Below are 23,974 nucleotides of genomic sequence, written 5' to 3' on the forward strand. Positions count from 1 at the left end.
CCGAACCGGTCAGAATGCCCGGCAGGACCGAATGTCCGACGCGAGAATAGCTTTCGCGCCGAGGTCGGCGAGATCGTCCATGACGGTGTTGTGAACCTTGCGAGAGACCATGGCACGCACGGCGATCCAGTTCTCGTCGGCCATCGGCGACAGCGTCGGGGACTCGATTCCGGGCGTGATCTTGACGGCCTCGTCGAGAATGGCCTTGGGGCAGTCGTAGTCCAGCATCAGATACTGCTGCGCGAACACGACGCCCTGGACGCGAGCGATGAGCTGCTTGCGAGTCCTGTCGGAGCGATCGCTGCCCTCACGTTCGATGAGCACTCCCTCGGAATCGCACAGCGACTCGCCGAATGCCACCAGGTTGTTCTGACGTAGTGAGCGGCCGGATTCCACGACATCGGCGATGGCGTCGGCGACACCGAGTTGGATGGAGATCTCCACAGCACCGTCGAGACGGATGACCGTTGCTTCCAACCCTCGAGCCGCCAGGTCGGCCTTGACGAGGTTCGGATAGGACGTGGCGATTCGCAGCCCGTTCAGGTCTGCCGTCGACCACTCCTTGCCCTGAGGTCCCGCGTACCGAAAGCTGGAGCGACCGAAGCCGAGACCGAGCAACTCCTCCACCGGCGCCCCGGAATCGAGTGCGAGGTCGCGGCCGGTGATGCCCAGGTCGAGTTGACCCGAACCGACGTAGATCGCGATGTCCTTGGGACGGAGAAAGAAGAATTCGACGCCGTTCGCGTTGTCGAGGACGGTCAGGTCCTTCGAGTCGCTGCGGCGACGATAGCCGGCCTCCTTGAGAATTTCGGCTGCGGACTCGGAGAGGGCGCCCTTGTTGGGAACTGCTACACGCAACATTGCGAGGTCCTTAGATCGGGAAAGTCAGACGGTGAACGTGTGCACACTGTTCACAGATGTCGGTAGACATCGTCGAGCGTCAGGCCCCGACCCACCATCAGCACCTGGACCCAGTACAGCAGCTGCGAGATCTCCTCGGCGAGCGCTTCGTCGCCTTCGTGCTCGGCGGCGATCCAGACCTCACCCGCTTCTTCGATGATCTTCTTGCCCTGCGCATGCACGCCTGCATCCAACGCAGCGACGGTGCCGGAGCCCTCGGGGCGGGTGGCAGCGCGGTCGGTCAGCTCGGCGAACAGGGAATCGAAGGTCTTCACGGTGAAAGATTCTTTCATGACGACGCGGGACGCCGTGCATCGCACCATGCCGAGCGGAGGTCGTCGGCCGTGAGACCGACGAGCGATTCGCGTACGACGTAGCCCGGAGACGCCGCCACAGCAACCTCCGACGGCACGAGGAGTACGGAGCATCCTGCTCGGTGAGCCGACAGCGACCCGGTCGGAGAGTCCTCGACCGCGAGGCACTGCGACGGGTCGAGGCCGAGCAGAGCAGCGCCCTTCAGATAGGGCGCCGGATGCGGCTTGCCTTCGTCGACTTCGTCGCCACTGACGGTGAAGTCGAAGTACTCACGCCCGATGGTGTCCAACGCGTTTTCGACGAGTCCGCGTTCGGTGTTGGTGACCAGTGCGGTCCTCAGACCGATGTCGCGGGCGAGCGCCAGCGCGTCCTTGGCGCCGGGACGCCACGGGATGCCTTCGGCGAACAGTTCGGACACACGGGCGGTCAGCCAGTCGCGTCCAGCGGCGAGCGATTCCTCGGTGACGTCGGTGCCGGTGTGCACGAAGACCTTGGTCAGCGCGCCGCGCATGGAGTTGCCGAGCGTGCTCTCGCGAACCTCGGGGGTGAGCTCACGCCCGTGGGTCACGGACAGTTCCGCAACTGCAACGTCCCAGATCTTCTCCGAGTCGAGCAGTGTGCCGTCCATGTCCCACAGGACGCCCTGCAGAGACGAGTTGTCAGACATTGAAATACTTGGCCTCCGGGTGGTGAAGAACGAATGCGTCGGTGGATTGCTCGGGATGCAGCTGCAGTTCTTCCGACAGCTTCACGCCGATACGTTCCGGTTCGAGCAGTGCCGCGAGCTTGACGCGATCCTCGAGGTCCGGGCACGCACCGTAGCCGAACGAGTAACGAGCGCCGCGATATTCGAGCTTGAAGAAGCCTTCCGCGTCCTCGGGATCGTCCTCGGCGACGCTTCGACCACCCGTGAGTTTCAGCTCCTCGCGGACGCGGCGATGCCAGTACTCGGCGAGCGCCTCGGTCAGCTGCACACCGATACCGTGCACCTCGAGGTAGTCGCGGTAGGAATCCGCCGCGAACAGTTCGTTGGCGAAGTCCGCGATGGGCTGGCCCATCGTCACCAGGTTCATCGGCAACACGTCGACCTGACCGGTGTCGCGAGCACGCTCTCGCGACCGAACGAAGTCCGCGATGCACAGGAAACGGTCCCGCTGCTGCCTCGGGAAGGTGAATCGGAAGCGTTCGGGCGCATCAGGATTCGGCTCGGTGAGGACGATCACGTCGTCGCCCTCGGACACCGCAGGAAAGTAGCCGTACACCAGCGCCGCGTGGGCGAGAATGCCGTCCGTACTGAGGCGGTCCAGCCAGTACCGCAGCCGCGGCTTGCCCTCCGACTCGACGAGATCCTCGTACGTCGCTCCCTCACCCTTGCGAGCGCCGCGCAGACCCCACTGCCCGAGGAAGAGCGCGCGCTCGTCGAGCAGACCCGAGTACTCCGACAACGACACGCCCTTGACGATGCGGGTGCCCCAGAACGGCGGCACAGGAGTCTCGACATCGATCGCCACGTCGGACCGTTCCGGAACGACGACGGGAACCTCGGCCGCCTTCCGCTGCTCGGCGATTCGGCGCGAGCGCTCGTGACGCGCCTTCCGTTCCTCGGCCTTCGCCTTGGCTTCGAGCGCCTCCGGACTGTCCGGGGCCGGTCCCCCGCCTCGTTTGGTGGTCATGATGGTGTCCATCAGCCGTAGACCCTCGAACGCGTCGCGGGCGTAGTGGACATCGCCCTGATAGACGTCCTGAAGATCGTTCTCGACGTAGGACCGCGTCAACGCGGCCCCACCGAGCAGAACCGGGAACTGCTCGGCAACACCCTTGTTGTTGAGCTCGATCAGGTTGTCCTTCATGACGACCGTGGACTTCACGAGCAACCCGGACATGCCGATGACGTCGGCGCGCTTGTCGATCGCCGCTTCCAGAATGGTGGCAATCGGTTGTTTGATACCGAGATTGACGACCTCGTATCCGTTGTTGCTCAGGATGATGTCGACCAGATTCTTGCCGATGTCGTGGACGTCGCCCTTGACGGTTCCGAGCACGATGCGCCCCTTGCCGTCGTCGTCGGTGGCCTCCATGTGTGGTTCCAGGTATGCCACAGCGGCTTTCATCACCTCGGCGGAGGCGAGGACGAACGGCAACTGCATCTGACCCGATCCGAACAGCTCACCCACGGTCTTCATGCCGGACAGCAGCGTCTCGTTGATGATCTCGAGCGGTGGCTTCTCGCCCATCGCGGCATCGAGATCGACGTCGAGGCCGTTTCTCTCACCGTCGACGATGCGGCGCTCGAGTCGCTCGAACAGTGGCAGCCGCGCCAGCTCCTCGGCCCGGGACTCGCGCGCAGACGCCGCCGAGACCCCCTCGAACAGCTGCATCAGCTTCTGCAGCGGGTCGTACCCCTCGGACCTGCGGTCGTACACGAGATCGAGCGCGGTTTCGCGTTGCTCGTCCGGAATCTTGTTCATCGGCAGGATCTTCGACGCGTGGACGATCGCAGTGTCCAGTCCGGCCTCGGTGCACTCGTGCAGGAACACCGAGTTCAGGACCTGACGCGCTGCCGGGTTGAGACCGAACGAGATGTTGGACAGACCGAGTGTGGTGTGCACCTTGGGGTACTTGGCCTTGAGCTGCCGAATTGCCTCGATGGTCTCGATGCCGTCTCGCCGGACCTCCTCCTGACCGGTGGAGATGGGGAACGTCAACGTGTCGACGATGATGTCCTCGTGGGACAGGCCCCAGTTGGTGGTGATGTCCTCGATCAACCGATCGGCGACGCGCACCTTCCACTCGGCCGTGCGGGCCTGACCTTCCTCGTCGATCGTCAATGCGACGACTGCCGCGCCGTGCTCCTTGACGAGCTTCATGATCTTCTGGAAGCGCGAATCCGGTCCGTCGCCGTCCTCGTAGTTGACGGAGTTGACGGCGCTGCGGCCGCCGAGGTGTTCGAGACCTGCCTCCAGAACTGCAGGTTCGGTGGAGTCCAGCATGATCGGAAGTGTCGACGCCGTCGCCAATCGTGATGCGAGCGCGGACATGTCGGCCGCACCGTCGCGTCCGACGTAGTCGACGTTGAGGTCGAGCATGTGTGCACCGTCGCGCGTCTGATCCTTGGCGATGTCGAGGCACTTCTCGTAGTCCTCGGCGATCATCGCATCGCGAAATGCCTTGGACCCGTTGGAGTTCGTCCGCTCGCCGATCATCAGGATGCTGGCGTCCTGCTCGAACGGCACAGCCGAGTAGAGCGATGCCACGCCGGGCTCGGGTGCAGGCGCCCGGTCGGCTTTCGCGACACCGTGGACGAGGTCCGCGACCTGACGGATGTGCTCCGGCGTGGTTCCGCAGCACCCACCGACGAGAGACAGGCCGTACTCGGACACGAAACCACCGAGCGCGTCGGCGAGTTCCGGCGCCGTCAACGGATACTCGGCTCCGCGAGGACCGAGCGTCGGCAAACCGGCATTCGGCATGACCGACACCGGGAGCGTCGAATGCTTCGACAGGTGGCGCAGATGCTCGCTCATCTCGGCAGGACCCGTCGCGCAGTTCAGACCGATCATGTCGATCCCCAGTGGCTCCAGCGCCGTCAACGCAGCACCGATTTCGCTACCGAGAAGCATCGCCCCGGTCGTCTCGACGGTCACGTGCGTGATGATCGGAATACGCACGCCGAGCTTGTCCATCGCGTGCTGACTGCCGATGATCGCGGCTTTGACCTGAAGCAGGTCCTGGCACGTCTCGACCAGGATGGCGTCGGCGCCGCCGTCGATCATGCCGAGCGCTGCCTCGACGTACGCGTCCCGCAACACTGCGAACGGCGCATGCCCCAACGTCGGAAGCTTCGTTCCCGGACCCATCGATCCCAGGACGAACCGCTCCATCCCGTCGCGTCCGGGTCCCATCTCGTCGGCCGTTTCGCGGGCGAGGCGCGTTCCCTTCTCGGCCAACTCGCGGATCCGATCCGAGATGTCGTAGTCGGCGAGGTTGGGGAGGTTGCACCCGAACGTGTTGGTCTCGACCGCGTCTGCACCGGCATCGAAGTACGCGCGGTGTATCTCCCGTAGGACATCCGGGCGCGTGTCGTTGAGGATTTCGTTGCAGCCCTCGAGTCCGAGGAAATCGTCCAGCGTCAGGTTCGCATCCTGCAGCATCGTGCCCATTGCCCCGTCACCGATGACAACGCGACTGCGAATCGCATCGAGCAGGCTGGTTCTGTGTAGCGCAGGCATCCCTACAGAGTAATGGGCGCGTGGCTGTGCCCCTCACGGCGCAGCCTGGTCGTAGGCTGTCGTGGTGAGTCCCCGAAACCTCGACGGCAACCAACCCGCCGACAACGACGATACAGAACACGACAATCCGGACAGTGCGGCCGAAGCACTGCTGGAAGCGGTGTCCTCGGCTGTGTCGAACGCAACACCGGTGCCGACGGCTTCCGAACTCGACGACGACGATCTTCCACTCCCGACCCTCCGCGACCCGATACTCGTCGCCGCGTTCGAGGGGTGGAACGACGCAGGCGACGCCGCGAGCGGAGCCGTCGAGCATCTGGAGTTGATCTGGGATGCGACGCCTCTCGCCGAGCTCGACTCGGAGGACTACTACGACTATCAGGTCAACAGGCCGACCATTCGGCAGGTGGACGGTGTGACCAGAGAGATTCAGTGGCCGTCGACGAGGTTGTCGGTGTGCTCACCGCCGGGAAGCGCCAGGGATGTGGTGTTGCTTCGGGGTATCGAACCGAACATGCGGTGGAGAAGTTTCTGCGACGATCTGCTGGAGTTCGTCGACCAACTCGGTGTCGACACCGTCGTGATCCTGGGTGCCTTGCTCGCGGACACCCCGCACACCCGTCCTGTTCCGGTGACGGGCAGTGCGTACAGCGTGGAAGCGGCGGAACGCTTCAACCTGGAACAGACGCGCTACGAGGGTCCGACGGGCATTACCGGCGTGTTGCAGGACGAGTGCGTCAAAGCAGGTGTTCCGGCGGTCTCGTTCTGGGCGGCCGTGCCCCACTACGTCTCGCAACCGCCGAATCCGAAGGCAACCGTTGCGCTGCTTCAGCGTGTCGAGGACGTTCTCGACATCGAGGTTCCGCTCGGCGAACTCCCCACTCAGGCCGAGGAATGGGAGGAAGCCGTCACCGACATGACGAAGGAAGACGAGGAGATCAGCGAATACGTCCGCACCCTGGAGGAGCGCGGCGACGCCGAGGTCGACATCTCCGAGGCCATCTCCAAGATCGACGGGGACGCCATCGCTGCCGAGTTCGAGCGCTACCTGCGTCGACGAGGGCCGGGCAACTTCGGGCTGTGATCGGTTCCGACCCCGGGCGCCTGCGTGTTGCGGCGCTCTATTTCGGGGGATTTCTCGGTCCGTTCGGCGGCGCCCTCGTGGCCTCGATGCTTCCCGAGATGGGTGCCTCGCTCGGCGTGTCGACAGGATCGGCGTCGGCATCCCTGACTGCGTACCTGCTTCCGTTCGCCGCGGTGATGCTGGTGTCCGGAACGCTCGGCGCTCGCTGGGGACGTCTTCGCACCGTCCGCATCGCCTATGCGGTGTACACGGCCGCGTCGATCGTGTGCGTGTTCGCACCGAGCCTCGAGGTGTTGCTCGCTGCTCGCGCAGTGCAGGGATGCGGCAACGCGTTCACGACCCCACTGTTGCTCGTGACTCTCGCCGAGGCCACCCCACGAGCGCGGCTGGGCAGGGTGCTCGGAACGTTCGGTGCCCTGCAGGCGGCCGGACAGACGAGCGCCCCGCTCGTCGGGGGTCTCTCGGCCGAGTTCGACTGGCGATACGCGTTCGTCGTTCTCGCCTGTGTGTCCGCGGTTCTCGGCGTCGTCGGCCTCCCGAGAACCACCACTGCAGAACAGACAGCACCTCCCCGCGAACGTCTGCGCGACGCCCTGCGGCCCTACGTTCTGAGAGTCGGCGTGGTGGCGCTCCTGGGATGGGGAGCACTCGGCGGGGTGAACTTCCTCCTCGCGTATCGCGCGGAAGATCAGTTCGGACTGACGGCGTCCCAACGCGGACTGCTCCTGACCGTGTTCGGGCTCACCGGCATCCTGACCGCGCGCAGCGTCGGACGCCTCATCGATCGCCTCGGCGCACAGCGGACCGTGTTGATCGGTGCCATCGCCGGTGCGGCGCTCGTGGCGGTTGCGGGCACCGTGCCCGTGCTGTGGGCGGTCGCAGCTGCCTGGGCGGTCGCCGGAATCGCGTCACAGTTCGTTCTCGTCGGCGTCAACGCCGCGGTACTGGCAGGCGGGTCCAGCCGGGGCGGCGCAGTGTCGGTGGTGCAGGCGTTCAGATTCTCCGGCGCGGCGGTTGCGCCGCTCGCTCTCACTCCGTTGTATCTCGCACACCCGTCGGCGGGATTCCTCGTACCCGCAGTGCTTCTCGCCGTGGTCGCGCCCCTCGCCATGCCCCGAACCTCCGCGCCCTGACATCCGCGCACGACGTCGTGTGAGCACATTCTGACCCTGCCGTAACCCGCACGCCTCCACCGCGTCACCGTTCGGCGCGACAGTCGTGGCATGGCAAGCACACCGCGGTTTCTGCAGGGCGTCTTCCCGTTCACCGGACACGGACTCGACAAGCCGGAGAACGTCGACCCGTCCACCACCTTCGTCGTACCGTCGGGATCGATCGCGCAGCCGCTGTACTTCAGGGGCGGAAACTCCAGCGACGAACTCGTCGTGGTTTCGTTGCTCCGGGACGGGCAGCCGATGCGTCTGTTCCCCATGGGAGCCAAGAGCGGGGTCAACATCCCGTTGCGTGTGGTCGAGGACGTCGACCCGGACTCGGTCCTGGAGCTGGTCGTCGCAGCTCCCGAGGGAACGACGGGCGAGGTCGTCGTCGACTTCGGTCTGGTGTTGATCTGATGTCGGGGTCCGAATCAAACAGGACCCGCCTGCTCGTGGTCGGCAACGGAATGGCAGGCGCCAGAACGGTCGAGGAAATTCTGAAACGGAGCGCCGATCGGTTCGACGTCACGATGATCGGCGACGAACCGTACGGCAACTACAACCGCATCATGCTCTCGCACGTGCTTGCCGGGGAGACCGGCGTCGACGACGAGGATCTCCTCCTGAACCCGATGAGTTGGTACCGGGAGAACGGCGTGACTCTGTACGCGGGCGACCGAGCAGTGTCCCTCGATCGGTTCGCGAAATCGGTGCGATGCGAGAGCGGTCGCGACGTGCCCTACGACATCTTGATCATCGCGACGGGAAGCAACACCTTCTTCCCCAACATGGACGGACTCCGTGAACCCGACGGCCGACTTGCCCGCGGCGTGTTCGGGTTTCGGACCATCGAGGACACCAACGGGATGCTGCAGATGGCGGCGTCGCAGGACGACCTGCGCGCAGTGGTCATCGGCGGTGGCCTGCTGGGACTCGAAGCAGCGTACGGTCTACGCACGCAGGGCCTCGATGCGGACGTCGTGCACTCCCCCGGTCATCTCATGAACCAGCAGCTCGACGAACGCGGCGGCAAGCTGCTGCGGAACAAGATCGAATCGCTGGGCGTGGGAGTGCACACGTCCAAACGCACGACCTCCGTTCTGCGCACCGAGACCGGCGCAGTTGCCGGTGTCGGTTTCGGCGACGGCACGTCGCTGCCCGCGGACATGATCGTCGTCACCGCGGGAATCCGCCCGAATGTCGAGTTCGCACGAGGGGGCGGCCTCGTCATCGAGCGCGGAATCGTCGTCGACGACCAGTTGCGCTGCGAGGACGAAGGATCGATCTTCGCGGTCGGTGAATGCTGCCAGCACCGAGGCGAGGTGTACGGCCTCGTCGCACCGCTGTGGGAGCAGGCCGTGGTACTTGCCGAGCACCTGACCGGCACGGATCCCGCTGCCGCGTACCACGGTTCGAGGCTGACGACCAAGCTCAAGGTCGCCGGGGTGGACGTCGCCGCAATGGGCGTGAAGGGACCCGAGCGTGAGGACGACGAGTTCGTCCAGTTCTACGAGCCCAGAAGCGGTACCTACAAGAGCGTGGTCGTCCGCGACGGAAAGTTGATCGGCGCAACGCTTCTGGGTGACATCAGCAAAGCGAACTTCTTGACGCAGGCGTTCGACGAGAAGGTACCGCTGCCCGACGAGCGGATCAGCATGCTCTTCGACATGGGCACCCCTACCGCGGCGACCGGGGCTGCCGAACTGGCCGACGACGTTCAGGTGTGCAACTGCAACGGAGTCACGAAGGGCACGATCGTCGCCTGTGTCCACGCGGGCGCCAAGTCGATGGGCGACGTCACGGCCGCGACCCGCGCCGGGAAAGGATGCGGATCGTGCAAGGGGTTGGTCGCCGACATCCTGGCCTGTGCCGCAGGCGGCGCGGTCGAAGCCGACCCGGCTGCGGACTGGTACGTCCCGTGCATCCCGTTGTCCAAGCCCGCCCTCATCGAGGTGATCCGCGAGCGTGATCTGAAGTCGGTGTCGCAGGTGTTCACCGAACTGGCGACCGGCGGCCGCGAGGACGTGCCGTCGAAGATGCCGTTGGCGTCCTTGCTCCGCACCGTGTGGGGACCGGACTGGGTGGACGAGCGCGGAGCACTGTTCATCAACGACCGCGTCCACGCCAACATCCAACGCGACGGCACGTTCTCGGTGGTTCCCCAGATGAAAGGCGGCGTCACCACCCCGGACCAACTGCGCAGGATCGCCGACGTCGCGGACAAGTACCAGGTGCCGCTCGTCAAGGTCACCGGCGGACAACGCATCGATCTGCTCGGCATCAAGAAGGAAGACCTCCCCAAGGTGTGGGGCGATCTCGACATGCCGTCCGGTTTCGCCTACGGCAAGAGCATGCGGACCGTCAAAACCTGCGTCGGCAGCGACTTCTGCCGGTTCGGTCTCGGCGATTCGACCGCACTGGGCATCGCGCTCGAGGACCGGTTCCAGGGCTTGGAGACCCCGGCGAAGCTGAAACTCGCCGTCGCCGGCTGCCCCCGCAACTGTTCCGAGGCACTGTGCAAGGACCTCGGTGTCGTGTCCGTCGGCGAGGACAAGTGGGAGATCTACGTGGGCGGTGCAGCGGGAGCGCACATCAGGAAGGGCGATCTGCTCGCCACCGTGGTCGGCGCCGATGAAGTGATCCGTGTCGCGGGAATCTTCATCCAGCACTATCGGGAGACGGCCCACTGGCTCGAGCGGACCTACGCCTGGGTTCCCCGTATCGGCCTGGAAGCACTCCAGCGGATCTTGATCGAGGACGCCGACGGGATCGTCGCGGGATTGGAGCAACGAATGCAGACGTCCGTCGACGGCTACCGCGACCCGTGGCAGGACCGGGTCGAGCAGAAGTCGCCCGCCCAGTTCGCACCGTCGCTCCCCCTGCTTCCGCTGCCTCGGGTCCCGGTCCGATGAGCATCCCCGTCGGTGCCGTGGAGGACCTGACACCTGGGGAAGGCCGCGCCTATGTGGTCGACGGCAAGCAGGTTGCCGTCTTCCTGCTCGGTGACGGCACCGTACGCGCCATGGACGCCGTCTGTCCTCACAAGGGAGGCCCGCTCGCGGACGGCCAGATCGACGGCTCCGTGGTGATGTGCCCGCTGCACCAGTACACGTTCTCGCTCGACACGGGTGTGTGCCCCAGCGGCATCGATTCCGTCAGGACATACCCGGCAGCGGTGGTGGACGGGAAGGTCACCGTCGACGTCTGAATCGCACCCTTCGGCGTGTTTTTCGCTCCTGGGCAGTGGACGCCTACCCTGTTGCAGTGAGCGAATCAGGAGCGGAGCCGGTGGTCGACGACATCCGGCACAGTACTGCGACTGCTTTTCTGCAGGAAGAACGGCTGAAACTGTTCGCGTTCACGGTGGCAGAGAAGCGGGCCGAGTACCTCTGGGTGTTGCGCGCGTTCGACATCGCACGCGCCAACTACGTCGTGTTGCTGCACGCCGCCGATGTCGCGGACACACTGGCGAGGAATGCGCCGGAGAATCTTCGGCTCGGAGCGGCGGAGATCGCGCCCCTGCTCGAACAACTGCACGCGTGGGAACTACTCGAGCGGAGCTACGACGGATCTCGCGCGGCGACACTCGCGGAGTATCGGAACCGTCATTTCGTGTATCAGTTCAGCGGCGCCGGGTACAAGGCATTCCGCGCCGTCGAGGACGTGCTGGGCGCACGGCTCGACGACGCCTCTCTGTCCCGGCTCGTTCTGCCCGAACTTCTCGCCGACATGCACGAGCTCGCCGAGGCCAATCGGCAAGCGGACGGCGATCGCATCTACCGCAAGCTTAGCCGCCTGGACTCCACGCTGTCCGAAATGGCAACGCGCGCAGCACATTTCTACCTCGTTCTCGGCGACCTGGTGCGTACCACGGAAATCACCCCCGAGACGTTTCTGGTGCACAAGGATGCGCTGTTGACGCACATGCGCGAGTTCAGCTCGGATCTGACGCGGTACGCACCCAAGCTCGCCGAAGCCATCGCGGTGGTCGAGTCGACCGGAATATCGGAACTGATCCACCGGGCGGCGGTCAGCGACGAGCGCGTGTTCCTCACCGTCGAGGAACGCACGGCGGACTGGCGGGCACGGTGGTCCGGCCTGTCGCACTGGTTCGTCGCAGCAGACGCCGAGCTCAGCGAGTCCGAACGCCTCCGCGAGGGCACCATGAGCGCGATCGCGGCCGTGCTGTCGCTGCTCCGACGCGTCACGGAGACCCGGAAGGGCGGCGTCAGCCGTGAAAGTCAGCTCCGTCACCTGGCGGGATGGTTTGCGAACACGTCCAGCGAAGACAGTGCGCATGCCCTGTTCCACGCCGTGTTCGGGCTCGGCCGTCCGCGCCATCTGTCGATGGTGCACCCGGACGCCGACATCATCCCCACCTCCCGCTCCTGGTGGGAGGCACCACCGGTGGAGATCTCACGGACGCTGGCGGAGACCGGTCGGGCGCCGTCGCCCGGGCTTCCCGGCCGGGTGCAACGCAACGACGGCGGAATCAGGAGGCTCCGCGAGCAGCAACTCGAAGCCCAGCGAGTCCGCAGTGCAGCCGCACGTTCACTGGCGTCCGACGGCGTCTACGAACGGACCCTCGACGAGGAGGAAACCGAGGTGCTGCTCGGCCTACTGAACGCCGCACTGACCGCGCGAGTTCGGGTCAGTGGACGAACGTCGGGATCCACCGGATCCGACAGCGGGGTGAAGCTCACGTTGACCACATCCGAGACCTCGACCGTCGTGCGCACGGCGCGCGGCCGACTGCACCTGGACCGTCTGCAGCTGGACGTGGCCGAGGTGGCCGGTCGATGAGAGCACGTGAAATACCTTCTCTCGCACTCGATTCCTACCAGCGCGCCGCGAGAGTGGCATTGGCGAACCACCTGGTCACCCGAGACTATCCGGACCGCATCGCGCTGCCACTTCTGCGCAGGTGGGCGACGGAACTGCGCGAGGACCTTCTCGAACTCTTCGGGTATCGACTCGAGGTCACCGAGACGACGGCCCGCGTGTACCCGGTGATCGACTCGCTCGATCCGAGCCAACCCGCCCGCACGGCCTCGGACCGCATCTTCGATCGACGCCGATACGCCTACCTGGCACTGGCCATGGCCGCGTTGGGACGAGCAGGCAACCAGATCACTCTGTCCGAGCTCGCCGACCACGTCGCCGCCGAGGCCGGGCAGGTCGACGGCGTCGAGTTGGAAGCGGATCGAGCGTCCGACCGGGATGCGTTCGTCGACGCGGTCGGCTGGTTGGCAGCTCGCGGTGCCATCTCTCTCGCCGACGGGGACGCGTCGGGCTGGGCGAGCAATCCGTCCTCGGGCGAGGCGTTGTACGACATCGAGCGTTCGGTGGTCGTCGCGTTGTTCCGGCCGCCGCGAGCAGTGCAGCATCTGCGTTCGGTCACCGGCCTACTCGTGGGATCCGACTCCCCGGTCGACGAGGATTCGGACGACGACGCCGCGCGCCCCACGGATCCGAAAGAGACGTTGCGCAAGGTCAGACGCGCTCTGGTCGAACGCCCCGTCGTGTACTTCGAGGATCTGGATCAGGACGGGCGCACCGCACTCGCGGCGGACAGAACCGTCGCCGACGTGGAACTGCTCACCGGCTTGGTGTCCGAACGCCGCGCCGAGGGTGTCACGCTGATCGACACCGCGGGCAGGATGTCCGACGTACGGTTCCCGAGTACCGGCACCATCGCCCAGGTCGCACTGCTCCTGGCCGGCGAGATATCCGACCGTGTCGTCGACCCGGACGCCGACGCCCTCGCACACCATGCGCTCGCGCACCACGCGATCGTCGCGGACGACGACTTGGTGACGCGGCTGGATGCGGCCATCCCCGGTGGCGGAATCTTCGACGACCTGGCCGAATTCGGGTCGCCGACGGGCCCTGTCCCCGATACCGGCACCCCACCGGCCACCTATCCGTTCGTGGAGAACAGTTGGCTCGCGCACACCGTCGCCGATCTGGTCGAACGTTTCGGCCGCACGTTCGCCGCCCAGTGGCAAGCCGACCCCGACGGCCTGCGTGAACGAGCGGTGCAGATGCTGCATCGACTTCGGTTGGTGCACATCATGTCCGGCGGAGTTCTCGTGCTTCCCGTCATCGCCCGGTATCGCGATGTGATGGTGAGCGTGCGAGACCGGGTACCGCAGGACTCCTTGTTCGACAGCCGTTCCACGGACACAGAAATCGAGGCGCAGTAGATGACCGCACACTCCGAGCGCTTCCGCCCGACGCGAGCAGGAATCGTCAACCTGTGGGACTACCGTGACCAGGAGTTCTCGTTCGCCGACGGGCGGCTCGTCCTCCGTGGTCCGAACGGTTCGGGTAAGACCAAAGCCCTCGAAGTTCTGTTCCCCTTCGTCCTCGACGGGCGCATCGAACCGCGCCGGCTCAACCCGTTCGCGGGTGAGGAACGGACGATGAAGTCCAACCTGCTCTATCGCGGTCAGGAGAGCGCGCACTCCTACGTCTGGATGGAGTTCTCGCGCGGCACTCACGAGGACCCGGAGTCGGTCACCGTCGGAATCGGAATGCGTGCCAGCAGACAGAACGACAAGGTCACTCGCTGGTACTTCGTCGCCGACGGTCGCGCCGGGGTGGATTTCTCGTTGCTGGGCTCCGACGACCGCCCGCTCACCAAGAAGCAACTCGCCGAGCAGTTGGGCACCGACGCTTTGACCGATCGTCCCGTGGACTATCGGGCTGCTATCGACGCTCGCATGTTCGGACTCGGCGCGGAGCGGTACGACCAGCTGATCAATCTCATTCTGACGCTTCGCCGTCCGCAGCTCGCGAAGAACCTGGATCCGAAGGGGTTGTCGCAGGCGCTGACCGACGGGCTGCGTCCCCTCGACGATCAGTTGGTGCTCGAAGCTGCGCGCTCGTTCAGCGACATGGAAGAGGTCGGGCGGGCCCTCGAAGGTCTTGCCCAGGCGGACCAGGCGGCGAAGAATTTCGTCGGGGTCTACTCGAAGTATCTCCGTGTGCAGGCTCGCTCGGATGTCGAACAGGTCTCCCGCAGGCTCGAAGCGGTGACCCATGCGACAACGGCGCACTTCGCCGCAGCCGCACTGAAGGAACGTCGGTTGCAGGAGCGTCTGGCGGCGGAGAAGCGATTCGACGACGCCGAACGCGCCCTCGACCAGGCCCTTGCCGATCGCGAGACGCTGCAGCGTTCGAGCGCGTACGAGGGCAAGCAGCAACTCGACGACTTGGCGGAATCGGCTGCGAAACTGAAGGTCTCGGCCGCCCAACAGTCCGAGCGTGCACGGGGTGCGCAGGCCGAACTCGAGAAGCGCACCACCGAATCCGCGAGGGCGGACACTGCGCTGAAGGATGCGACGACAGCGCTCGCTCGCGCCGAGGAGGAGTTGCAGGCCGCTGCCGAGGACGCAGGTATCGCGTGGGCGTCGATGCCCGCGGGCGCGCGCACCGACCAGTTCAGCACCGCTGTGCGTGGTCACGCCGAGGAACGTGACGGCGACGTGCGCGCCGTGCGGGAAGCGCTCGGAACAGCGGAGAAGGCGAGCACCGAACGTGCGCGCGCGGACCGCAGTGCCACCAGGGCGCACGAGTTGCTGGACGCCGCACGCGCGGCCGTGACGGAAGCCGAGGCATCGGTGGAACTCGCACGGGCGCAGTACACGTCGGCGCTGCGGGCGTGGTGGTCCGAACATTCGTCCACCTACCAACTCGCCGGCATCACGTCGTCGGCGTTCGAGGCTCTCGATGCCGCCGTTCCGCGTATCGGCGAGGACGACGGGCCGAGCTTGGACACCGTGCTCGCCGACGCCTCGGCCGACGGACTCGATACCGTCCGGGCTCGGCGAACGCACGCACAGCTCGGTGCTGCCGCGCTGACCGAGGAACTGTCCTCGATGCGGGCCGAGCGGGACCTCGTCAGCGCCGAACACGACGACGCACCTCCACCCTTCGCGGCACGCACGTCCTCGCGTGACGGTCTGCTCGGTGCGCCGCTGTGGCAGCTCGTGCGGTTCGCCGAGGGCGTCGATCCGTCCGAGGCGGCAGGTGTCGAATCCGCACTGCAGGCCGCGAACCTGCTCGACGGCTGGGTCTCGCCGACAGCCGTCCCCGACTCGCTCGAGTCCGAGCAGTACCTCGTTCCCGCTCCCGTGGAGTCCCGCCCGACCGGTCCCACCTTGGTGGACGTCCTCGTTCCCGAGTCGGGGACGGACGTGCCGGAGGAACTGATTCGAGACATCCTGTCCTCGATCTCGTTGGGACTGGTCGACGGCGTGACGTGTGTCGGTGTCGACGGCCGGTTCCGTCAGGGACTTCAGCGGGGACGGCACCGGAAGCAGGACGCCGAGTACATCGGAGCGACGGCCCGCGCAGCCCGCCGCGGTACCCGTATCGCCGAGCTCGACAAATCCATCGCCGGTTCCGAGGCGTCGCTGAACGCCACCCGAGAAGAGGAACGCTCGGCCGCCGACCTTCTTCGCGGACTCGCCGCGGCAGCCAAGCAGCTGCCCAAGGCGTCGGCGATCATCAAGTCGCAGAAGGCCGTGACGGAATCCGCCGGGGCTTTGCGGACGTCACAGGCCGGGGCAGCTGCTGCGGACGCCGAACTCGACCAGGCCATCGCGGAACTGTCCGCCCGAGAAAAGCATCTACGTTCCACGGCGGTCGCGCACCGCACACCGCACACCGCGCGGGAGATCGACTCGCTGGCCGCGGCCATTCGACATTTCCAGAATCAAGGCGAGCTGGTCCTGCGCCGACGCGGTGACCGCGTGCGCGAGGCCGAACGCGGTCGCGAAGCGTTGAACAGGTTGGAGGAGCAGACCGGCCTGGCCGAGGAACTCGCGGAGGAAGCGGCCATCGCCGAGGAGAGTCATCTTCAACAGGTCCAGAAGCTGGAGATTCTCAGCGAGAAACTCGGGTCGACGGCCGATCAGATCAACGCCGATCTGGAACGTGCGCGCGAGAAGATCGAGGCGTGCAAGGTCGAGCAGCGCGCCGCCCGCAAGGCCGACAAGGACGCAGGCGAGGCCATCGGTAAGGCCGAGGGTGCGTGCAACACCGCACAGGAGAGTCTGCGCGCTGCACTCACCGAAGGAATCGACGACGCCAAGCGTCTCGCTCCCTACGCACGCAAGGACCTGCTCGCCATTCTCGGTGTGCACGATCCGTACGCGTGGCCGTCGAGCGACTCCGCGTGGCTCGGCGTCGAGCAGATCCTCTACCGCATCCAGCATGCGGCGGCGCCGGACGACGACTTCCAGGTGCTCCCGGTCGCAGTCGCCGGACTGCACGCGGCGCTCGACGAGGCCACGGCATCGGTGAAAGCCGGTGAGTCCTACCGCAAGAGCACGCGCACGTCGCTGACGACCGCGCTGCAGGAGTTCGACTCGCAGCTCGCGTCGTCCGGTCAGGACTACCGACTTCAGTGGGACGCCCCGGACGGGTTGACAGTGGTTCGCGTCCAGGACGAACAGGGCTACTCCTCGATCGGCGACTTCGCCGACCGCATCGGCGACGCACGATCCAACCAGGAGACGCTCCTCACCGAGCACGAACGCAGGATCCTCGAGGATGCTCTCCTGACCGGGCTTGCACAGCAGATCCACGAACGCACCGTCGACGCTCGTGAGCTCATCGGACAGATGGCCAGTGAGATGAAGCAGCGAAAGATGTCCTCCGGCAACACCATCGGTGTGCATTGGGTTCTGGCGGACAATCTCGACGACGGTGCCCGCGAGATCTCCAAGCTGCTCGACCGGGACGCGTCGGCATTGAGCTCGGACGACCTCGCGAAGATGCGCGCGCACTTCGCATCCGAGATCAGAATTGCCCGAGCTGCGCATCCCGAGCGCTCGTATCCCGAGATCCTGGCATCGACGCTGGATTACCGACGCTGGCGTGTGTTCTCGTTCAGTCTGATTCGAGGCGACGGCACCGAGGATCGGCTCACCGTCGCCAAGCACAGTGCGTTGTCCGGAGGCGAACAGTCGGTGTCGCTTCACCTGCCGTTGTTCGCCGCAGCGCATGTGATGCTGTCCTCCGCGGATCCTCACTGCCCACGGCTGCTGGCGCTCGACGAAGCGTTCGCAGGCGTCGACGACAACGGTCGCAGCGAGTTGCTCGGCCTGAGCGTTCAGTTCGATCTCGACCTGTTCATGACCGGATTCGACCTCTGGATCACCTACGCCGACGTGCCGGGCTGTGCGCACTACGACCTGGCGCATTCAGCGGCCGAGAACACCGTCAGCGCAGCATTGATGGTGTGGGCGAACGGCGAGCTGCTCCAGGAACACGACGGAGGTGACCTGGCGTCCGCACTCGGGTCGCCGCTGACGAGGCGCGTTCCGACCCGAGCGGAAGGTGGGCTCGACTTTGTCCGATGATCACGGCGCCGGGTGGCGCGGCACACCGGAACTCGACGTGCTGTTGGCCGCTGCACGCAAGAAGCTGGAGTCCAACTGGCTGAAGGTCGAGGGCAGCGTCACCGTACAGCTCGATGCCGCGCCGGACCTGTCGAGGCTCATGAGCGCAGTGAACGGATCGTCGTCTCAACTGAGCCGAGCGAGGTCGTCACGACTCGATCTTGCCCGGTTCGACGCCTGGCTCGGCCACTCCGTCAACGGCGGTGTCGGATTGCTGGACACACTGCGAGAGCGTGCACCGCTGCAGGACAAGAAGCGCATCGCCGCGGACAAGGCCGACGTCAAGGCGCGGGCGCTCGACAACGCTCGCTCGCTGCTCGCGACAACCGATCACGGCGAGTGGTTGGATCGCTGGCTCTCGTCTCTGTTGAATCAGGACGGAACCCTCGGCGGCCGCGTTGCCGTCGATGCTCTGGCTGTCGCGACCAAGGTCCTCGCAGTGCTTCCCGCGGACGGTCTTTCCTTGACGGAAGTGGCCGAGCTGGCCTGCGGCGACACGAAGGCTCTCTCGTCCGGCGGTGCACCCAAGCTGGTCCTGGAAGCGTTGTCTCTCAAGGAGGGTATTCCGCGGCCGGTCGATCCTGTCGGCATTCGTCTGCTGTGGGAAACCGCGGGCGTCTCGGTCGATGCACTGTCCAGCCGTGTCGTCGTGCTGGGGTATCGGGTCTCCGAGGACCACGTGGTGGCCCGGTGGTCGAACGAAGCCGCGGACGCGGGCATTCCCTTTCCTCTGACGCTCGACATGATCACTCGGGGACCACTGACCAACACCGCGGACCGAATCTTCGTGTGCGAGAACATCGCCGTGATCGCCGCTGCAGCGCGAACATTGGGTGGTGAGTCCGGGGCGATCGTCTGTACCGACGGGCAACCGTCCGCTGCGGTGCACAAACTGCTCGCCGGGCGCCGGTCGGGGACCGAGATCCACTGGCGCAACGACTTCGACTGGGCAGGGTTGCGCATGACCGGTCGCGCTGTCGCCCGCTACGACGCCGTCCCCTGGCGGATGGACCTGCAGTCCTACGAGCAGGCGCTGGATGCGAGAAACTCGGAGCCCCTCAAAGGTTTTCCCGCGGAGAGCCCGTGGGACCCCGAATTGGCACACGCGATGCACCGGTCCGGCCGGGCAGTGATGGAGGAACGGACCATCCCCGATCTTCTGCGCGACCTGAGCTGAGCCGAGCGTCCCCGACAAGAACGGCCGGAGGGCTCAGCGCAACGAAACCCCGAGCAATGCATCGACTGCGTCCGCGAATGCAGCCGGAGCGGACGTGTCCGCTCCCCCGCGTTCCACGGCAAAGCTCGCCCAGGCGTCGAGCGCGTCGAGCGCCTTGGGGGTATCGAGGTCGTCGGCGATGTGCTGACGCAGCCGAACGATGACATCGTCTGCGCTCGTGGCAGATTCGAGAGCGGCCGCCGCGCGCCACAACGCGAGACGAGTTGTCGCACGCCCCAGCACCTCGTCCGTCCAGGCCCTGTCCTGCCGGTAGTGACCGGACAGCAGGCCGAGGCGGATTGCCGCCGGGTCGACGCCGGCGAGACGCAGTTTGGACACGAACACGAGATTGCCGCGGCTCTTGGACATCTTCTCACCGTCCAGACCGATCATGCCGGTGTGCACGTAGTGCCGGGCGAACCGACCGCCTCCGACGGCTGCTTCACCGTGCGCGGCCGAGAACTCGTGGTGCGGGAAGATCAGATCGCTTCCACCGCCCTGGATGTCGAAACCGGTCCCGATGCGGTTCAGTGCGATTGCGGCGCACTCGATGTGCCATCCCGGACGTCCAGGTCCGAACGGGGACGGCCAGAACGGCTCGCCTTCGCGGTGGGCGCGCCACAACAGAGCGTCGAGCGGGTCACGCTTGCCCACACGGTCCGGGTCGCCGCCACGTTCGGCGAAGAATCGGTCCATCGTTGCCCGGTCGTAGCCCGACTCGTATCCGAACTCCGTGGTCGCGTCTGCTCGGAAGTAGACGTCGGGGAACTCGGAATCGTCCACGACGTACGCCGCACCCGAAGCCACCAGCTTCTCCACCAACTCGATGACCTCGTCGATGGACTCGACGGCTCCGATGTAGTCGCGGGGCGGAAGAACTCGGAGCGCCTCCATGTCCTCACGGAAGAGCTGAATCTCGCGGGTGCCCAGGTCGATCCAGTTCTCACCGTCTCGGTCCGCACGCTCGAACAGCGGATCGTCCACGTCGGTCACGTTCTGGACGTAGTGCACGTCGTGTCCGGCGTCCCGCCAGATGCGGTTCACCAGATCGAATGTGAGATACGTCGCGGCGTGCCCGAGGTGTGTGGCATCGTACGGGGTGATTCCACAGACGTACATCTTTGCTTCGGAACCCGGTGTGACCGGCCGGACCTGACGATCCGCCGTGTCGTACAACCGAAGCGGCGGCCCCTGACCAGGGATCGACGGTACGGCAGTATCGGACCAAGATTGCATGCGTACAAGCCTATCCGAGACGGATCAGAGCGCGGGCAGGGCGTCAGAAGGCCGGCCAGGGTATCGGCCTGCTCGAGCGCGGCTCCGGCATGACCGGGTCGGCCACCAACGCGCACGCGCGGGCCAGCAGAGCATCGACCTCGGCCTCGGTGATCTTCCCGCGAATGCGGGGTTCCACCGCGTCGGCGAAGGTGTCGACGAAGGTCACCACGTCGGCCATCAACGCGTCGTCGACGGTTGTGCCCGCCCAACCCCACAGCACGGTCCGCAGTTTGTCCTCCGAGTGCAGGCAGATTCCGTGGTCGACGCCGTAGACATAACCGTCGAGTCCTTCGAGCGCGTGACCGCCCTTGCGGTCCGCGTTGTTGAGCAGTACGTCCAGAACGGCCATCCGCTGGAGGCGAGGGTCGTCCGCGTGAATCAACGCGACCTCCTCCCCCTCACCGTCGTATGCCTGCAGCACCGGTATCCACCCGGACGGGACCAGATCGGGCCTGCAGATGTCGATCAGATCCACTCGGTCGCCCCGGTCTCCGTGCGGTTCGGGGGTGTCGATCCAGCGTTGCACCATGCCGGGCCCGAAGGGACCGTCCCGCAGCACGGTCGGGGGCACGACGTCCCAGCCGAGGGCGTCGGATATCTCGAACGAGGCGACCTCGCGTCCGGCGAGGGTCCCGTCGGGGAAGTCCCACAACGGAACTTCGCCACGAATCGGCTTGTAGACGCACCGCACGGGTTCACCGCCCGCAGCGTCGGCTGCGTCGCACACCAATGTCGCGTTGCTGGCCGTGACGACCCGTCCGACGACGGTGAGCTCGCCGACGGTCATGGACTGCAGGCCATCGAACGGCGGCCGAGTGTCGGTCAAAGCTCGTCACCGAGTTCCGACGCGGATCCGAAGGTGGCGTCGCGTCGGTACCCGTTCGTCCGGATGCAGATGTGGCCCTCCTGCGTGAGTGGTTGTCCGCACAGGGGGCACGGAGCACGTCCGGCGGCGATCACGCGCTCGGATCGAAGGGCGAATTCTCGCGCCTGCACCGGAGTGAGAAACACGCGGACGGCGTCGGGACCGTCCTCGGTGTCGTCGAGCACGACGGACTCGTCGATCTCCGATTCGCTCACGGCGAGGAGTTCCACGACGACAGCGCCTGCATCCGCATCCCATCCCAGTCCCATGGTCCCGACTCGGAACTCGGTGTCGATCGGTGTCAGGAGCGGGCTGGTGTCCCCGACCTCGGTTTCCTCGGGCGGGATCTCGGCGCCGAAACGACGATGCACTTCGTCGAGCAGCAATCCCATACGGTCCGCCAGGACCTGCACCTGCTGCTTCTCCAGTGCAACGGACACCACGCGGTGCTCGTGCACGGCCTGAAGAAAGAACGATCGGTCGCCCGGTTCACCCACGGTTCCGGCGACGAATCGATCAGGGGTGCGGAAAACATGTATTGCGCGTGGCATTGCACCTCCTGCGTCTAGATATTGTCGACAATCCTGTCTCGTGATTCTTCACCGACGAAGGATCACAGCTCTCCATTATCCGCCCCTGCGGGCCGTGCCCATTATCCGCCGCCGAGGGGGCGAAGACCCCGAACCTATCCGCTATCGAGGGGGCGAAGACCCCGAACCTATCCGCCACTGTGGGCCGCGGGCCCGGAGCCGCCACCGGGGACAGCATCGGAATCCGACGGCGAACCGGCTGCGGACTCCGCGTGCGGCGCCTTCTCGGCCGCGACGACGAGGCCCGACAGATCGGCTCCCGTGTCGTTGGTTCGAAGGACGAAAGCACGGGTCTCGGTGTACCGGATGACGCTGATCGACGCCGGATCGGCCACGATGCGCTGAAACGCGTCGAGGTGGCAGCCGACCGCGTCCGCCAGGATCGACTTGATGACGTCGCCGTGGGAGCACGCCACCCACAGCACGTCGCGCCCGTACTCGGCGGCGAGCCTGCGGTCGTGTTCACGCACCGCCGTCACCGCCCGTGCCTGGACCTGAGCCAATCCCTCACCGCCGGGGAACACCGCCGCCGACGGATGCTGCTGCACCACCTTCCAGAGCGGCTCGGCGAGCAGTTCCTTGATGCTGCGGCCGGTCCACGTGCCGTAATCGACTTCTTCGAGACGGTCGTCCACGACCGCAGTCAGGCCTCTGCGCTCGAGCAGCGGCTCGACAGTCTGCGCGCACCGCTGCAACGGAGAGCGAACGACCTCTTCGACGGGTAGTCCGCCGAGACGTTCGGCGAGGCGCTGCGCTTGCTCGCGCCCCTTGTCGTCCAGGTCGATCCCGGGTGACCTACCCGCAAGCGTTCCTGCGGTGTTGGAAGTCGAGCGGCCGTGCCGCAACAAGATCACCGTCATGGCACCACACTAGTATCCGTCGGCGAGCCGTCAGGTCGCGGAGACGACGCCCGCCGACAACAACGCCATGACACCGACGCCGAGCACGATGCGGTAACCGACGAACCAGTACAGCGAATGGTTCGCCACGAACTTCAGCAACCACGCGATCGATGCGTACCCCAGCGCGAACGCGATGATCGTCGCCACCACCAACTGCGCACCCGACGCGTTCAGTCCTTCCCCGGCCGGCTCGAACGCGTCGGGCAGCGAGAACAGGCCGGATGCGGTGACGGCGGGGATCGCCAGCAGGAACGAGAATCGTACGGCGGCCTCGCGCTCCAGACCGAGGAACAACCCGGCGCTGGTCGTTGCTCCGGAACGCGACACGCCCGGGATGAGCGCGAGGCACTGAGCGGCACCCATGACGAGACCGTCACGCGTGGTGATCTTCTCGATGGGGCGACGCTTGGTGCCGACGTACTCGGCCACCGCGATGACGATCGCGAACACGATGAGCATGGTGGCGATGAGCCACAGGTTTCGAGCGCCGGTCCGAATCTGGTCCTTGAACAGAATGCCGAGGACACCGATGGGAACGGTCGCGATGATCACGTACCAGCCGAGCCGGTAATCGAGATCTCGCTTCGCCTTGTCCAGCAACCCGGCGAACCAGGCTTTCACGATGCGGACGATGTCGCGCCAGAAGAAGAGGAGCACCGCAGCTTCCGTGCCGAGCTGGCTCACGGCGGTGAACGACGCGCCTGCATCGTCGCCGAAGAACACCTCCGACACGATCCTCAGGTGCCCCGACGACGAGATCGGGAGGAACTCGGTCAGCCCCTGGACAGCTCCGAGAATGATCGCCTGCAACCAGGTCATAGACTCGCCGATCACTGGCGCACCCCCGCACGACCCGATTCCCCGAGCACGTCGAAACCTGGGCCCTCTACACATTTCACGGCCACGACGGTACCCGGCAGCGCACTGCCGCACAGGCCGACACACGCGGACGACCCGCGGCAGGCTCGCATCGACGGTGCGGGCGCACTACTGTGCTCATCTGGCGCCGGACACAACGTGAGGAATCTC

The 23,974-nt window shown here is 65.9% G+C and carries 18 protein-coding genes; 9 read left to right on the top strand and 9 right to left on the bottom strand.

Annotated elements, in window-relative coordinates:
* Nucleotides 1-9 precede the first annotated feature (9 nt).
* Genes hisG through metH form a run of 4 tightly spaced genes read right to left on the bottom strand, consistent with a single transcriptional unit; the run spans nt 10 to nt 5,444 of the window.
* A complete protein-coding gene (gene hisG / locus CH290_RS11490; protein ID WP_019666276.1) occupies nt 10-861 on the bottom strand; it encodes an ATP phosphoribosyltransferase in 852 nt (283 codons plus the stop codon).
* 50 nt (nt 862-911) lie between these two features.
* The gene (locus CH290_RS11495) at nt 912-1,193 is read right to left on the bottom strand and encodes a phosphoribosyl-ATP diphosphatase (RefSeq protein ID WP_094620656.1); all 282 of its coding nucleotides are present in this window, start codon (nt 1,191-1,193) and stop codon (nt 912-914) included.
* Entirely contained in the window at nt 1,190-1,882 is a 693-nt protein-coding gene (locus CH290_RS11500; protein WP_019666278.1) for an HAD family hydrolase, read from the bottom strand. The genes CH290_RS11495 and CH290_RS11500 overlap by 4 nt, the downstream gene beginning before the upstream one ends.
* Nucleotides 1,875-5,444: a methionine synthase gene (metH, locus tag CH290_RS11505; protein WP_033189708.1), complete on the bottom strand. Its 3,570-nt coding sequence runs from the start codon at nt 5,442-5,444 to the stop codon at nt 1,875-1,877. The genes CH290_RS11500 and metH overlap by 8 nt, the downstream gene beginning before the upstream one ends.
* A 172-nt stretch (nt 5,445-5,616) precedes the next feature.
* Here metH and CH290_RS11510 point away from each other — a divergent pair, with 172 nt between their 5' ends.
* The 9 genes from CH290_RS11510 to CH290_RS11550 all read left to right on the top strand — a co-directional run bounded on the left by CH290_RS11510 (nt 5,617) and on the right by CH290_RS11550 (nt 19,271).
* A complete protein-coding gene (locus CH290_RS11510; RefSeq protein ID WP_051104939.1) occupies nt 5,617-6,528 on the top strand; it encodes a PAC2 family protein in 912 nt (303 codons plus the stop codon).
* Entirely contained in the window at nt 6,525-7,661 is a 1,137-nt protein-coding gene (locus tag CH290_RS11515; protein ID WP_019666281.1) for an MFS transporter, read from the top strand. The genes CH290_RS11510 and CH290_RS11515 overlap by 4 nt, the downstream gene beginning before the upstream one ends.
* A 90-nt stretch (nt 7,662-7,751) precedes the next feature.
* Nucleotides 7,752-8,099 (top strand): hypothetical protein, encoded by a 348-nt coding sequence (locus tag CH290_RS11520; RefSeq protein ID WP_019666282.1) that lies wholly within the window; start codon nt 7,752-7,754, stop codon nt 8,097-8,099.
* Nucleotides 8,099-10,594 carry a nitrite reductase large subunit NirB gene (gene nirB / locus CH290_RS11525; RefSeq protein ID WP_033189707.1) on the top strand — a complete coding sequence of 832 codons (2,496 nt, stop codon included), beginning with the start codon at nt 8,099-8,101 and terminating at the stop codon, nt 10,592-10,594. Before CH290_RS11520 ends, nirB begins: the two co-directional genes overlap by 1 nt.
* Nucleotides 10,591-10,890 carry a Rieske (2Fe-2S) protein gene (locus CH290_RS11530; protein ID WP_019666284.1) on the top strand — a complete coding sequence of 100 codons (300 nt, stop codon included), beginning with the start codon at nt 10,591-10,593 and terminating at the stop codon, nt 10,888-10,890. Before nirB ends, CH290_RS11530 begins: the two co-directional genes overlap by 4 nt.
* 134 nt (nt 10,891-11,024) lie before the next feature.
* The gene (locus CH290_RS11535) at nt 11,025-12,485 is read left to right on the top strand and encodes a TIGR02677 family protein (protein ID WP_027498511.1); all 1,461 of its coding nucleotides are present in this window, start codon (nt 11,025-11,027) and stop codon (nt 12,483-12,485) included.
* The gene (locus tag CH290_RS11540; RefSeq protein ID WP_026347988.1) at nt 12,482-13,888 is read left to right on the top strand and encodes a TIGR02678 family protein; all 1,407 of its coding nucleotides are present in this window, start codon (nt 12,482-12,484) and stop codon (nt 13,886-13,888) included. The genes CH290_RS11535 and CH290_RS11540 overlap by 4 nt, the downstream gene beginning before the upstream one ends.
* Nucleotides 13,889-18,055: a TIGR02680 family protein gene (locus tag CH290_RS11545; RefSeq protein ID WP_033189706.1), complete on the top strand. Its 4,167-nt coding sequence runs from the start codon at nt 13,889-13,891 to the stop codon at nt 18,053-18,055.
* A complete protein-coding gene (locus CH290_RS11550) occupies nt 18,045-19,271 on the top strand; it encodes a DUF2399 domain-containing protein (RefSeq protein WP_230621017.1) in 1,227 nt (408 codons plus the stop codon). Before CH290_RS11545 ends, CH290_RS11550 begins: the two co-directional genes overlap by 11 nt.
* A gap of 33 nt (nt 19,272-19,304) precedes the next feature.
* Here CH290_RS11550 and mshC read toward each other — a convergent pair whose 3' ends face one another.
* From mshC to CH290_RS11575, 5 genes are all read right to left on the bottom strand, one after another.
* Nucleotides 19,305-20,546 carry a cysteine--1-D-myo-inosityl 2-amino-2-deoxy-alpha-D-glucopyranoside ligase gene (gene mshC, locus CH290_RS11555; protein ID WP_026347989.1) on the bottom strand — a complete coding sequence of 414 codons (1,242 nt, stop codon included), beginning with the start codon at nt 20,544-20,546 and terminating at the stop codon, nt 19,305-19,307.
* 43 nt (nt 20,547-20,589) lie between these two features.
* Nucleotides 20,590-21,375 (bottom strand): SCO1664 family protein, encoded by a 786-nt coding sequence (locus CH290_RS11560; protein ID WP_170947581.1) that lies wholly within the window; start codon nt 21,373-21,375, stop codon nt 20,590-20,592.
* 35 nt (nt 21,376-21,410) lie between these two features.
* Complete coding sequence (locus CH290_RS11565) at nt 21,411-22,004, bottom strand: DUF3090 domain-containing protein (RefSeq protein ID WP_026347991.1); 594 nt, start codon at nt 22,002-22,004, stop codon at nt 21,411-21,413.
* Between the two features lie 167 nt (nt 22,005-22,171).
* Nucleotides 22,172-22,903 carry a histidine phosphatase family protein gene (locus tag CH290_RS11570; protein WP_019666293.1) on the bottom strand — a complete coding sequence of 244 codons (732 nt, stop codon included), beginning with the start codon at nt 22,901-22,903 and terminating at the stop codon, nt 22,172-22,174.
* A 30-nt stretch (nt 22,904-22,933) separates the two neighbouring features.
* Nucleotides 22,934-23,776 (bottom strand): undecaprenyl-diphosphate phosphatase, encoded by an 843-nt coding sequence (locus CH290_RS11575; protein WP_170947582.1) that lies wholly within the window; start codon nt 23,774-23,776, stop codon nt 22,934-22,936.
* Nucleotides 23,777-23,974 lie beyond the last annotated feature (198 nt).

It is taken from the genome of Rhodococcus sp. 06-156-4, from assembly GCF_002259345.1.
GTDB classification, from domain to species: domain Bacteria; phylum Actinomycetota; class Actinomycetes; order Mycobacteriales; family Mycobacteriaceae; genus Rhodococcoides; species Rhodococcoides fascians_E.